Raw genomic sequence first — 12,817 nt, forward strand, 5'->3', positions numbered from 1 at the left:
CGGAAACGACGAGGCGCCCGCCGCCCCGGGGTGCGGGGCGGTGGGCGCCCGGGGAACGCGTGGCGTCCCGTGCGGAGTCGGGTCAGGCCGCCGAACCGGCCTTCCACTGGGCCCAGTCCATGTTCCAGCCGTTGAGGCCGTTGTCCGGGGCGATGGTCTTGTCTCCGGTGTTCTGGACGACGACGACGTCACCGATGAGGGAGTTGTCGTAGAACCAGGCGCCCGGCGTGGTGGAGTCGTTGGCGCCCTTGGTGTCGGACAGGCCGACGCAGCCGTGGCTGGTGTTGGCGCTGCCGAAGATGGACTTGGCGCCCCAGTAGTTGCCGTGGATGAAGGTGCCGGAGGTGGACAGGCGCATGGCGTGCGGCACGTCCTTGATGTCGTACTCGCCCTCGCCGTCGTCGTCGGTGAAGCCGACGGTGGCGCCGTTCATCCGGGTCTCCTTGAACTTCTCGGAGATCACCATCTGACCCTCGTAGGTCTTGTTGTCCGGGGAACCGGCGGAGATCGGGATGGTCTTGATCGTCTTCCCGTCCCGCGTGATCTTCATCTGCTTGGTCTTGGCGTCGACGTAGGAGACCTGGTTGCGGCCGATCCTGAAGGTGACGGACTTCTGCTGGACGCCGTAGACACCGGACGCGCCCTCGACCCCGTCGAGGGCCAGGTCGAGGGTGACGGTGGAGTCGCCCTGCCAGTACTGCTCGGGACGGCAGTCCATGCGCTGGGTGCTGAACCAGTGGCAGGCGACCTCCTGGCCGCTGCTCGTGGTGACCTTGATGCCCTTCTGGACGGCGGCCTTGTTGGTGATCTGCTTGTCGAAGTTGATCGACACGGGCATGCCGACGCCGACGGTGGTGCCGTCGTCCGGGGTGAAGGTGCCGATGAAGCTGTTCTTCGGGGAGACCGTGGTGAAGGAGGCGTTCTCGTGGGCCGCGCGGCCCTCCGAGTCCTGCGCGGTCGCGGTCAGCTTGTAGGTGGTGGCCCGCTGGAGCGGGGCGGTGGGCTTCCAGCTCGCCTTGTCGGCGGATATCTGCCCGCTCACCTCGGCGCCGTCGGCCGCGGTCATCCGCACCTCGGTCAGCGTGCCCTTGCTCACCGTGACGGCGGCGGAGTTGTTGATGGAGGCGTTGTCGGAGCCGTCGCCGGGCGTGATCCTGATCTGGGCCTCGGAGGTCTTCTTGGCCGCGGCCTCGTCCACCTGGGCCTGCGAGGTCTTGTCGTCCCCGCCGCCGGAGGCCCCCGCGTCGCCGTTGGAACACGCCGAGAGCACCAGCACACCGCCGAGCACTGCGGACGCGGCCACTATTCCCCTGCGCCGCCTACCGTCCGTCATCACACGCTTCTCCATCGCTGCCGATTCCCGAAAAACCCCGAGCTGCCCCGTCAAGACCTTCAACGCTACGACCGGTTCCTCCCGTTCCACACGCCTCGCGGGTGTGGGCCACGCCACGTCCGCCGCGGAGGGCGGTGGCGCGGGGCGGCCGGTGCGCGCCGGGTGAGACGACGAAAACCGGGGTGGCGGTTGCCGGTCCGTGGCGCATTTCACCGGCCGCCCGCACCGCCGCCTCCCCGGCGCACCGGGGGCCGGACCGGCGGTCCGCACCCGCGGGCCGCCCGTTCGCCGTCGCTCCGGCCGCCCATCATGCTCACCGGCTCCCGGCCGGTCGAATCGGGGAGGTGACGGAGGGGCGGGCGCGCACGGTACGGTCACGGTGGCGCCGCCGCCGTCCGCGGGCGGTTCCGGTACAACTCTCCGCAGAAATCCGGCAAACCGGACATGCCGAAGGGCCCCGGACCCGGAGAACGCGCTCACCCGCCCCGGTGGCTTTCCGGTGGCCCGCGCCTTTCACTAACATCGGCCCACACGGCCAATTCGCCAGCGCCACAAGGGGATCGATATTCCGTGTCATCCGCTCGCCGTCCACTGCTGACCGCCGCCGCCGCGGGTGGTCTGCTGTGCGCCCTGTGGTTCGTCCCGTCCGCCAACGCGACGCCCGACGGCCCGGTCGAACGGGCCCTCACCACGACCACGTCCTCGCAGGTCAACCAGGAGATCACCGGGCACGGCACCGACCCCGGCGAGACACCCGCCACCGGGGCCCGGATGGTCTCGGTGAACGCCCCGGGCACCTCCCCGCAGACCGCCCGCCTGGCCGACACCGGCAGCTTCGACAGCACCCCGTACGTCGTCGGGGGCACCCTGTGCCTGGGGCTCGGCGCGGGCTTCGTGGTGTATTCGATGCGCCGCGAACGCCTGGGGCTTTGAGATCACTTGACGTTCTTTTGGCATTTTTGACCTTCCGGTCCCCGCCGGACCCCGGGGGACGCGGCCGGGCACCGCGGGGCACCGCTCCGCGCGGAACGCCCCGCGGCCGCCCCCGGCCGGCTCCGCTCAGCTCAGCGGACCGGTGACCGTCTCGGCCGCCGCGACCAGCCGTCCGGAGCGCACGAAGGCGTCCGCGGCGGCGAGGTCGGGGGCCAGGAAGCGGTCCGGGCCCGGGCCCTGGACGCCCTCCGCGCGGGCGGCGTCGATCACGGCCCGGGTGGCCGGGGCCGGGGTGAGGCCCTCCCGGAGTTCCACGGCGCGGGCGGCGGCGTACAGCTCGACGGCGATCACCCGGGTCAGGTTGTCGACGGCGGTGCGCAGCTTGCGCGCCGCCGACCAGCCCATGGAGACGTGGTCCTCCTGCATCGCGGAGGACGGGATGGAGTCCGCCGACGCCGGTACGGCCAGCCGCTTCAGCTCGCTGACCAGGGCGGCCTGGGTGTACTGGGCGATCATCAGCCCCGAGTCGACCCCGGCGTCGTCCGCGAGGAACGGCGGCAGGCCGTGGCTGCGGTTCTTGTCCAGCAGCCGGTCGGTGCGCCGCTCGCTGATCGAGCCGAGGTCGGCGACGGCGACGGCGAGGAAGTCCAGGACGTAGGCGACCGGGGCGCCGTGGAAGTTGCCGTTGGACTCCACCCGGCCGTCGGGGAGCACCACGGGGTTGTCGACCGCGGCCGCCAGCTCGCGCTCCGCGACCAGGCGGGCGTGGGCGAGGGTGTCCCGCCCGGCCCCGGCGACCTGCGGCGCGCAGCGCACCGAGTAGGCGTCCTGGACGCGCGGCGCGTCGTCCTGGTGGTGACCGGTCAGTCCGGAGCCGCCGAGCACGGCGAGCATGTTGGCGGCGCTGGCGGCCTGCCCGGGGTGCGGGCGGATGGCGTGCAGCTCCGGGGCGAGCACCCGGTCGGTGCCGAGCAGGGCCTCCAGGGAGAGCGCGGCGGTGATGTCGGCGGAGGTGTAGAGGGTGCCGAGGTCCGCGAGGGCCATGATCAGCATGCCGAGCATGCCGTCGGTGCCGTTGAGGAGGGCGAGCCCCTCCTTCTCGCGCAGTTCGGCGGGGGCGATCCCGTGCTCGGCGAGCAGTTCCCCGGCCGGGCGGACGGTGCCGTCGGGGCCCTCGGCGTCGCCCTCGCCCATGAGGGTGAGCGCGCAGTGGGACAGCGGGGCGAGGTCGCCGGAGCAGCCGAGGGAGCCGTACTCGTGCACGACCGGGGTGATACCGGCGTTGAGCACGTCGGCCATGGTCCGCGCGACCTCGGGACGGACACCGGTGTGCCCGGAGCACACCGTCTTGAGCCGCAGGAACATCAGCGCGCGGACGACCTCGCGCTCGACCCGGGGCCCCATGCCCGCGGCGTGCGAGCGGACGATGTTGCGCTGCAACCGGGCCCGCAGTTCCGGGCTGATGTGCCGGGTCGCCAGGGCCCCGAAGCCGGTGCTGACGCCGTAGACGGGCTCCGGCTTGGCGGCCAGCGCGTCCACGATCCCGCGCGCCGCGGCCAGGGCCGCCACCGCCGCCTCGGAGAGCTCGACCCGGGCGCCCCCGCGCGCCACGGCGAGGACGTCGGACGCGGTGACACCGGACGTCCCCACCACCACAGTGTGCATATCCATATTCAGGAGCGTACGCAGTGAATTCAATGATGTCACCACTGGATTCGGCGTCCGCGGGGCGGCAACGCGTCAGACCTGACGGGGCCGCCCGGGGCGGGGGCCCTGCGGGCGGCGGGGAGCGGCGGCCGGGGGGACGCGGAGGTCCGAGGGCAGCGGATCCCCGGCGCGGCCGGGAGCGCCGGGAGCGTCGGCCGGTTCTCCGGGACGGCCGGGAGGGGTGTGGGGGGCCGGGGGGGATGAGGGGGGCCTCGGTCCCGCGAGGGGCTAAGAGCCCGTAGGGGTTGCCGGAGCCGTAGGGGGTTCCGGTGCCGTAGGGGATCTCAGGGGTGCGGGGGGGCGTCCGTGCCATGGGGAGCTGAGGGCCCGTAAGGCGTCTCGGGGACGTACGGGGTCTCAGGCCCGTAAGGGGAATCAGGGCCGTAAGGGGAGTCAGAGTCGTAAGGGGAGTCAGGGTCGTAGGGGTAATCGGGGGTCACGAGGCCGTCGGGGGTGCCGGGGCCGCCCGGAGCGTCCGGGGCGTCCGGGACCTCGGGGTCGGAAGGGAAGTCGGAAGGCTCGGGGGCCTTCCGAGGGCCGAGGGCGTCCGGGGGCCCGGAAGCGGGTGGGGTTTCGGGGCCGCAGAGAGACTCGCCGCCTCCGGGGGCGGGCGTGCCGCCGGGGCCGCCGCGGGGCTCGTGGCTCCCAGGAGCGGGCTCGGTTTCGGGGCCGTCGAGAGACTCGCCGTCTCCGGGGGCGGGCGTGCCGCCGGGACCGCCCGGAAACTCGTGGCCCCCGGGAGCGGGCTCGGTTTCGGGGCCGTCGAGAGACTCGCCGCCTCCGGGGGCGGGCGTGCCGTCGGGGCCGCCGCGGGGCTCCCGGTGCCCGGGGCCGGACCGGGCCGCCGTGCCGGACGGCCCCGCGGGGCGTGGCGGCTCGGGTCCGTCGTGGGGCGCGTGGCGGCCCCGGAAGCGGCGGCGCTCCCCGTCCTCGCGGGCGGGCTCGTCCGCGAGCCGTACGACCGGGTCGCAGGGCCCCTCCCGCCCCGCGACAACGGGACGGGCCGCCCGCTCGGCCTTGGCGCGGTACTGGGCGGCGTCGGCCAGCCGGAACAGCCGCCGGGCGGAGCGCACCGGCTCGACGGTGATCTCGGTGGACGCGACCCCGCAGGCCACGCCGTCCCCCAGCGCCAGTTCGGCGGCCCGGCGGCACAGCTCGTCGGCGGCCTTGATCACGGCCTCGGCCGGCGGGCCGACCGCCAGCAGGCAGAACTCGTCGCCGCCGAGCCGCCCCGCGAGCGCGCCCGGCAGCATGGCGCCGCACAGCGACAGCACCGAGCCGAAGCGTTCGAGGAGCCGGTCCCCGACCGCGTGCCCGTGGGTGTCGTTGACCCGCTTCAGCCCGTTGAGGTCGCAGACGACGAGGCTGACGGTGACGCCCTCCGCGCGGTGGCGCTCGACCGCCTCGTCGAGCCGGGTGTCCACGGCCCGGCGGTTGGCCAGCCCGGTCAGCGCGTCGGTGAACGCGAGCCGTCTGACCTCCTCCAGCCGCTCGGTCTGGGCGATCCCGGCGGCGACCACGGCGGCCAGGACGGTGGCGAAGTCGGCGTCGGCCCGCTCGAAGACGGGGGCGCCGGCCGGCCGGGCCACGTACAGCTCGCCCCAGGCCCGCCCGTGCAGCACGACCGGCGCGACCACGCAGCAGCCGCGCCCCCGGCGGCGCAGGGCGGCGACCCGCTGGTGGACGTAGCCGGGGCGCCCGGTGGCGGGGCCCTCGGCCGTCTCGACCCAGGCGTTGGGTTCGCCGCCGCCGGCCCAGCGCTCGTGCAGGAACTCGGTGATCTCCGCGAACTGGTGGACCGGGTAGGACTCGTCCTCCGGGAACTCCTCCTCGTCCTCGGCCCGCTCCCCGACGTTCACCAGCACCCGGAGGCGGCCCAGTTCGCGCTCCCACACCGAGAGCGCGGCGAAGCCGCCGCCCAGCGCGCGGCTGGCGCCGAGGGCCGCCGCCCGCCACACCTCGTGCGAAGTGTGCGCGGCGGCCATGCCCTGCGCCAACGCCACGACGGCCGCGAGCCGCCTGTCCTCACCCATCACTCCAGGCTAGGGAGCTTTAACGAAAATGTGGACATTGATGATGCGAATGGGGAGCGGGGTGCCTCCCGAGGCCATCCGAGCGGCCCGGCTTCCCTCGGCCACACCCGCCCCGCCGGCCCCGGCGCACACCGGGACGGCCCCGGCCGACACCCTGACGGACCCGACGGGAACGCGGATCCCGGACCCGGAGGCGGCGTGGCCCGGCCCGGCCGCGTCAGCCGCCCACGAGCCCGCCGCCCCGGACGCCGCAGCGCGGGGCGACCACGAAGTCACCCCCGAGACCACCGCCCCGCCGCCCGCACCGCGCCCGTGGGGCCGGTCACTCCCCCGGCCACTCGGGGCGGCGCTTCTCGTTGAACGCGGCCACGCCCTCCGCGCGGTCACCGGAGAAGGCCACCGCGCGCCAGGCCGCGTCCTCGACCTCCAGCCCGGCCCGGAGGTCGAGCCCGTGCCCGAGCCGCAGCGCCCGCTTGGCCGCGCGCAGCCCCACGGGGGAGTTCGCCGCCATCCGGGCGGCCAGTTCCAGGGCCGCCTCCCGGTCCCGCCCCCGCTCCACCAGCTCGTCGACGAGCCCCAGCTCCCGCGCCTCGGCGGCCTCCACCCGGCGCGCCGTGAACACCAGCTCGGCCGCGCGCGCCGCCCCCACCCGACGCGGCAGCAACTGCGTACCGCCGCCGCCGGGGATCACGCCCACCGACACCTCGGGCAGCCCCACCACCGCCGTGGCGTCGGCCACGATCACGTCGCAGGACAGGGCGAGTTCGAAGCCGCCGCCCAGGGCGAAGCCGTGCACCGCCGCGACCGTCGGCACGGGCAGGTCCAGTACCGCCGTGTAGGCCGCCCGCGTCACCGGGCGCTGGCGCAGCAGGTCGGCGTCGGTGAAGGAGTTGCGCTCCTTCAGGTCGGCCCCGACGCAGAAGGCCCGCTCGTGGGTGGAGGTCAGCACCACCGTCCGCACCTCGCGGTCCCCGCCCAGCGCGGCGCAGGCGGCGGTGAGGGACCGGGCCATGGCGGTCGAGACGGCGTTCATGGCCCGGGGCCGGTCCAGCGCGAGTTCCGCCACGTGCCCGTCCCCGTGCCGCCGCACCACGACGAACTCCCCGAACCGCTCCTCGCCCATGACACCCTCCGGTCGACGTGACGTGCCCAACGGTTAACGCGGGTTAACAACCCGGCCGCCCGATCATCGCAGGCGCGCCCGTCCGGCGGAACCCCGGACCGCGCCCCGCGCCCCGCCCGTCCCCCCGCCCCGCTTACCCGTTCGAGTGACATATGCCCGACGTCCCGGCCCCGTGTCCCGGGGAGCGCATACGGTCGCCCAGCCAGGACGCGGCGGGGGGCCGCGCGGCGGGGAGGGATCATGACCACCACGGAGTCACCGACGGAACCACGGCCGCGTACGGGGCGGCATCCGGGGCTGCGGCGCGGCCGGCACCGCCGTTCCCGGCCGCGCAAGACGCTGCTCGCGGCCGGGGGGTTCGCCCTGGCCGCCGGGGTGCTGGGGCTCGCCCAGTTGATGTCCGGATCGGCCCTGCCCGGGAACGTCCCGGTGCTGGGCGCGGGGCCGCACACGGACCCGGACGGGGGCGCCCCGCGGGCGGACGGGGGCGCGGACGACCGGGCGGGCGTCGCGGCCCGCCGGCCGGTCGCCGGCGGCGCGGACGGCACCGGCGGCACCGGCTGGACCCCGGCGCGGGGCGGCCCGGCCGACTCGGCGATGGGCGGGCTGAACGCGTCCTCCGGCGTCCCCCTCATACCCGGCGGCGCGGTCGGCGACGGCCCCGGCGGCCAGGACGGCTCCACGCGCACCGGCGGCTCCGGCGGCGGTCCGGTGCCGGACCCGCCCGTGACGACGATCCCGGAGGCGCCCGACGCCCCTACGGAGTCCCCCGGTCCGCGCCCGCCCCGCGCCCCGGAGCCCACGCCCCCGGAGGCGCCCCCGCACACCCCCGCGCCGCCGCCCACCAAGACCCCGGAGCCGGGCCGGGGCACCCCGCCCGCGCCCTCACCCGAGCCCTCGCCGCCGCCCGCTCCGGAACCGGCCCCCTCGCCCAGCCCGGCCCCGACGCGCCCCGGGCTGTGCCTGCCGATCATCCGCCTGTGCCTGGACCTGCGCGCCGGATGACCCCCGCACCGCACCGCCGCCGCACGGCGGCCGCCCCGAGGCCGCTCGGCCGCACCCGCCGGGCGGTGCGCCCCGCCCCGCCGGGCACCGGGCCGTCGGCCTCCGGCGTGGACGGGGCGCGCGCCGTCACCCCGCGCGCGCGGCGTGAGGCGGGGGCGCGCCGTCGGCCGCCGTGCGCCACCGGCCGCCCCGGGGAACGTTCAGGAGGGCCGGAAGGCGCCGCCCCGGCGCTCCGTTCCGCGCCCCGGCACCGGCCGGGGCCGGCCGGGCGGCCGGAGGCCGGGGCCCGTCGCTGCCGCCCGGGGAAGGGGTGCGCCCCTGGGGGAACGATCCGGCGGCACCGTCGTGTCCGGGGCTGCACGCCCGCCGCCGCAGCGCTCCGGGCGCACTGCGCCGCCCGGGTCACGCCCCGGCGCCGGTCACGCCTCCGCGCCGCCCCGCCGGGTGAGCAGCCACGGCTCGACCACGCCGAGTCCGCGCACCGGCCGCTGCCACATCGGCTGGAGCGCGAAGCGGTACGCCGGTGCCTCGTCGCCCTCCTTCTCCGCCGCCGCGGCCTCCTCGGCCGCCGCCGCCTCGGAGGCCGGGGCCTCGTGGGTGCGGACCAGTTCCTCCGCGAAGGCGCTGTCGACGAGGACGGCGTCCCGGGGCGCTATGGAGGTCAGCCGGGAGGCCAGGTTGACGGTCGTCCCGAAGACATCGCCCATGCGGGTGGTCACCGTGCCGAACGCCATCCCGACGCGCAGTTCGGGCATGGTCTCGTCGTTGGTCATCGTCTCGATCAGGCGCAGGGCGATCTCGGCGGCCGTCCCGGCGTCGTCGGCGGCGTAGAGCACCTCGTCGCCGAGGGTCTTGATCAGCCGTCCGCCGCGCGCGGCCACCAGATCGGCGGCGGTGGTCTCGAAGGCCTCGACGAGTTCGCCGAGTTCCTCCTCCTCCATGCGGCGGGTGAGCCGGGTGAAGCCGACGAGGTCCGCGAAGCCCACCGCGAGGCGCCGGTCGACCATCTCCTCGTCGTCGGCAGCCTGGACGACACGGCCGGTGGCCGCGGCGAGCTGGCGCCGCCAGACGTAGACGAGGAACTCCTGCAGTTCCGGCAGGAGCAGCTCCATCAGCGGATACGTCACCTCGGTGCGGGTCATGCCGGGTTCGGGCGGCTCGGTCAGCCCCTCCAGGAAGGAATCGATCTGCCACTCGGCCAACCGGGCGGTGGTCTGCCCGGTGGACCGGGCCACCTGCACCGCCATCGCCTCGCTGAGCAGGCCCGCCTCGACCAGACCGGCCAGGCGCCGCAGCGCGAGCACGTCGGCCTCGGTGAGCGCCTTCGCCTGCCCTATGTCGGCGAAGCCCATGGCCCGCCAGAACCGGGACGCCAGCTCCATGGAGACACCGGCGCTGCGGGCCGCCTGGAAGGGGGTGTAGCGGCGCTCGGCGCCCAGGATGAGACCTTCCAGGCGCAGCGCCAGCGGGTCCTCTCCGGAGTCGGCGGAGCCCGGGTCGGGCTCGGGGTCCACCCGGCCGTCCCCGTCCGCGCCGGAGCCCGTGTCGTCGACGGTCACGCCTGCTGCCCTTCCGATCTGCCGCGGTCAGGTTCGACCGGCCCCAACTTTACGTCAGGTGTGCCCCAGCTCACTCCCCACCGGCGACCGCCCCGGACGCCCGCTCACCGGGCGTCCCGCGAGCGCCTCCGGACGCCGCCCGGCCGCCCCTCCCACCCGACCACCAGCGCGTCCGTCCCGCGACCGGAGTCCGCGCCGGGCGGCGGGCGGCGCGGCGCACCCCCGCGCACCACCCCCGTTCACGCCCTCGCGCCACGCCCCCGTACGCCCCGCACCGCGCCCCGTACGCCCCGGGAACTCCCCTACGGGCCGGAGCCGCGGACCCCCGGGGGGACGGCGGCGGACCTCCGGGGGGACGGCGGCGGACCTCCGGGCCGATGGCGCCGCGCCCCGGCCCCGGTACCCCGCGCGCCCGGCCCGGGCCCCGGCCGTCCCGTGAGGCGGCCCGGCCCGATGCCCGACCCCCGACCCACCGACCCCCGGAAACCGGCACCCGGCACCCGGCACCCGGCACCCGGCACCGTCCGGCCGCCCCTCCGTCCGGCCGCCCCGTCACGCGGGCCGCAGGTGGACGATGTCCCCCGCCCCCACCGGCTCCCTCGTCCCGCCCTCCGTGGCCAGCACCAGGCGGCCGTCACCGTCGATGGCGACCGCCTCGCCGACCAGGCTGCGGTCGCCCGGCAGTTCCGCGCGGACCGTCCGGCCGAGGGTGGCGCAGCCCGCGGCGTACGTCTCCTGGAGCCCGCACGCGACGGGGTCGCCCCCCGCCGAGCGCCAGCGCCCGTACCAGTCCTCCAGGGAGCGCAGCACGCCCCGCAGCAGCGGGTCCCGGTCGGTGGTGACGGCGCCCGCCAGGGCCAGCGAGCCCGCGCGGGCCACCGGCAGCTCCGCGGCGGTGAGGGTCACGTTGAGGCCCACGCCGACGACGACCCCGTCGGGGCCCGCGCTCTCGGCCAGGATGCCGCCGGCCTTGCGCTCCTCGCCCCCGACGGTGACGAGCAGGTCGTTGGGCCACTTCAGGGCGGTGTCGACACCGGCGGCGCGGGACAGCCCGGTCGCCACCGCGACGCCGGTGAGCAGCGGCAGCCAGCCCCAGCGGGCCACCGGCACCTCGGCGGGCCGGAGCAGCACGGAGAAGAAGAGACCCGAGCGGGGCGGCGCCGACCACTGCCGGTCCAGGCGCCCGCGGGCGGCGGTCTGCTCCTCCGCGACCAGCACCGCCCCCTCGGTCACCGTGCCCTCGGCGGCCCTGGCGACCAGATCGGAGTTGGTGGACCCGGTGCGCTGCACCACGTCCACCCGGGTCCACAGCCCGCCCGCCCGCACCAGGCCCCGGCGCAGCGCCGTGGCGTTCAGGGGCGGCCTGCCCAGGTCGGACCAGCGGCTGTCGGGTGAGGGGGAGGAGTCTCGCGGCGTCATGCAACCACCCTAGGTGTGGGAAAGACCGCACTGCCGACCCCGGAGCGTCGCACTACTCTACGGGTGAGTAACCGTTCTCACTCTTGAGCAGGCAGGGAGCCGCAATCCCGATGTCCGAGCCGGAAGTGCAGCAGCAGCCCGACATCCACACGACCGCGGGCAAGCTCGCGGACCTCCGGCGTCGCATCGACGAGGCCACCCACGCCGGTTCGGCGCGTGCCGTGGAGAAGCAGCACGCCAAGGGCAAGCTGACGGCCCGCGAGCGGATCGCCCTCCTGCTGGACGAGGGCTCGTTCGTCGAGCTGGACGAGTTCGCCCGGCACCGTTCCACCAACTTCGGGCTGGACGCCAACCGGCCCTACGGCGACGGTGTCGTCACCGGCTACGGCACCGTCGACGGCCGCCCGGTGGCCGTCTTCTCGCAGGACTTCACCGTCTTCGGCGGCGCGCTGGGCGAGGTCTACGGCCAGAAGATCGTCAAGGTGATGGACTTCGCGCTGAAGACCGGCTGCCCGGTCATCGGCATCAACGACTCGGGCGGCGCCCGCATCCAGGAGGGCGTGGCCTCGCTCGGCGCCTACGGGGAGATCTTCCGCCGCAACACCCACGCCTCCGGGGTGGTCCCGCAGATCAGCCTGGTCGTGGGGCCCTGCGCGGGCGGCGCGGTGTACTCGCCGGCCATCACCGACTTCACGGTGATGGTGGACCGGACGTCGCACATGTTCATCACCGGCCCCGACGTGATCAAGACCGTCACCGGCGAGGACGTCGGCTTCGAGGAGCTGGGCGGCGCCCGCACCCACAACTCCACCTCGGGCGTGGCCCACCACATGGCCGGGGACGAGAAGGACGCCGTCGAGTACGTCAAGCAGCTGCTGTCGTACCTGCCGTCCAACAACCTCTCCGAGCCGCCCGTCTTCCCCGAGGAGGCCGATCTCGCGGTCACCGACGAGGACCGGGAACTGGACACGGTCGTCCCGGACTCCGCGAACCAGCCGTACGACATGCACACCGTGGTCGAGCACGTGCTGGACGACGGGGAGTTCTTCGAGACGCAGCCGCTGTTCGCGCCGAACATCCTGACCGGCTTCGGCCGCGTCGAGGGGCGTCCGGTGGGCATCGTCGCCAACCAGCCGATGCAGTTCGCCGGCTGCCTGGACATCACCGCCTCCGAGAAGGCGGCCCGCTTCGTGCGCACCTGCGACGCCTTCAACGTGCCGGTGCTGACCTTCGTGGACGTCCCCGGCTTCCTGCCCGGCGTGGACCAGGAGCACGACGGGATCATCCGGCGCGGCGCCAAGCTGATCTTCGCCTACGCCGAGGCCACCGTGCCGCTGATCACCGTCATCACCCGCAAGGCGTTCGGCGGCGCCTACGACGTGATGGGCTCCAAGCACCTGGGCGCCGACCTCAACCTGGCCTGGCCGACCGCCCAGATCGCGGTGATGGGGGCGCAGGGCGCGGTCAACATCCTGCACCGCCGGACCATCACCGGGGCGGAGGACCCGGAGGCCACCCGGGCCCGGCTGATCCGGGAGTACGAGGACACCCTCCTCAACCCGTACACGGCGGCCGAGCGCGGCTACGTGGACGCGGTGATCATGCCGTCCGACACCCGCCGCCACATCGTGCGGGGGCTGCGCCAGCTCCGCACCAAGCGCGAGTCCCTGCCCCCGAAGAAGCACGGCAACATCCCCCTCTAAGG

General features: G+C 75.4%; 8 protein-coding genes and 1 pseudogene. 3 read left to right on the plus strand and 6 right to left on the minus strand.

Going from position 1 to position 12,817, the window contains the following annotated elements:
• Positions 1-82 precede the first annotated feature (82 nt).
• Positions 83-1,333: a L,D-transpeptidase gene (locus tag ACZ7LB_RS11700; RefSeq protein ID WP_471467317.1), complete on the minus strand. Its 1,251-nt coding sequence runs from the start codon at positions 1,331-1,333 to the stop codon at positions 83-85.
• A gap of 570 nt (positions 1,334-1,903) precedes the next feature.
• Here ACZ7LB_RS11700 and ACZ7LB_RS11705 point away from each other — a divergent pair.
• Positions 1,904-2,266, plus strand: a complete 363-nt coding sequence (locus ACZ7LB_RS11705; RefSeq protein WP_471467318.1) for a hypothetical protein — start codon at positions 1,904-1,906, stop codon at positions 2,264-2,266.
• Between the two features lie 126 nt (positions 2,267-2,392).
• On the opposite strand, the gene hutH is transcribed toward ACZ7LB_RS11705, so the two are convergent.
• The 3 genes and pseudogenes from hutH to ACZ7LB_RS11720 all read right to left on the minus strand — a co-directional run bounded on the left by hutH (position 2,393) and on the right by ACZ7LB_RS11720 (position 7,129).
• Positions 2,393-3,931: a histidine ammonia-lyase gene (hutH, locus tag ACZ7LB_RS11710; RefSeq protein ID WP_471467615.1), complete on the minus strand. Its 1,539-nt coding sequence runs from the start codon at positions 3,929-3,931 to the stop codon at positions 2,393-2,395.
• A 932-nt stretch (positions 3,932-4,863) separates the two neighbouring features.
• Positions 4,864-6,006, minus strand: a pseudogene (locus ACZ7LB_RS11715) (GGDEF domain-containing protein); the annotation flags it as partial.
• A gap of 322 nt (positions 6,007-6,328) precedes the next feature.
• Entirely contained in the window at positions 6,329-7,129 is an 801-nt protein-coding gene (locus ACZ7LB_RS11720; RefSeq protein ID WP_265295849.1) for an enoyl-CoA hydratase/isomerase family protein, read from the minus strand.
• Positions 7,130-7,369: 240 nt separating this feature from the next.
• Between ACZ7LB_RS11720 and ACZ7LB_RS11725 the strand changes: the two genes are divergently transcribed.
• A complete protein-coding gene (locus ACZ7LB_RS11725) occupies positions 7,370-8,134 on the plus strand; it encodes a hypothetical protein (RefSeq protein WP_471467320.1) in 765 nt (254 codons plus the stop codon).
• A gap of 419 nt (positions 8,135-8,553) precedes the next feature.
• Here ACZ7LB_RS11725 and ACZ7LB_RS11730 read toward each other — a convergent pair whose 3' ends face one another.
• Both ACZ7LB_RS11730 and ACZ7LB_RS11735 read right to left on the minus strand, forming a co-directional pair.
• Entirely contained in the window at positions 8,554-9,693 is a 1,140-nt protein-coding gene (locus ACZ7LB_RS11730) for an adenylate/guanylate cyclase domain-containing protein (RefSeq protein ID WP_161229333.1), read from the minus strand.
• 552 nt (positions 9,694-10,245) lie between these two features.
• Positions 10,246-11,112: a biotin--[acetyl-CoA-carboxylase] ligase gene (locus ACZ7LB_RS11735; RefSeq protein ID WP_471467322.1), complete on the minus strand. Its 867-nt coding sequence runs from the start codon at positions 11,110-11,112 to the stop codon at positions 10,246-10,248.
• Positions 11,113-11,222: 110 nt separating this feature from the next.
• On the opposite strand from ACZ7LB_RS11735, the gene ACZ7LB_RS11740 reads away from it, so the two are divergent.
• Positions 11,223-12,815 carry an acyl-CoA carboxylase subunit beta gene (locus ACZ7LB_RS11740; protein ID WP_471467324.1) on the plus strand — a complete coding sequence of 531 codons (1,593 nt, stop codon included), beginning with the start codon at positions 11,223-11,225 and terminating at the stop codon, positions 12,813-12,815.
• The last annotated feature ends 2 nt before the right edge of the window (positions 12,816-12,817 follow it).

The sequence above is a fragment of the Streptomyces sp. NPDC107521 genome, assembly GCF_055598485.1.

Bases quoted from the DNA above. Each gene is read 5' to 3' on its own strand.
- ACZ7LB_RS11700 (WP_471467317.1), bottom strand. From the start codon at position 1,333: ATGACGGACGGTAGGCGGCGCAGGGGAATAGTGGCCGCGTCCGCAGTG.
- hutH (WP_471467615.1), bottom strand. From the start codon at position 3,931: ATGCACACTGTGGTGGTGGGGACGTCCGGTGTCACCGCGTCCGACGTC.
- ACZ7LB_RS11720 (WP_265295849.1), bottom strand. From the start codon at position 7,129: ATGGGCGAGGAGCGGTTCGGGGAGTTCGTCGTGGTGCGGCGGCACGGG.
- ACZ7LB_RS11725 (WP_471467320.1), top strand. From the start codon at position 7,370: ATGACCACCACGGAGTCACCGACGGAACCACGGCCGCGTACGGGGCGG.
- ACZ7LB_RS11735 (WP_471467322.1), bottom strand. From the start codon at position 11,112: ATGACGCCGCGAGACTCCTCCCCCTCACCCGACAGCCGCTGGTCCGAC.
- ACZ7LB_RS11740 (WP_471467324.1), top strand. From the start codon at position 11,223: ATGTCCGAGCCGGAAGTGCAGCAGCAGCCCGACATCCACACGACCGCG.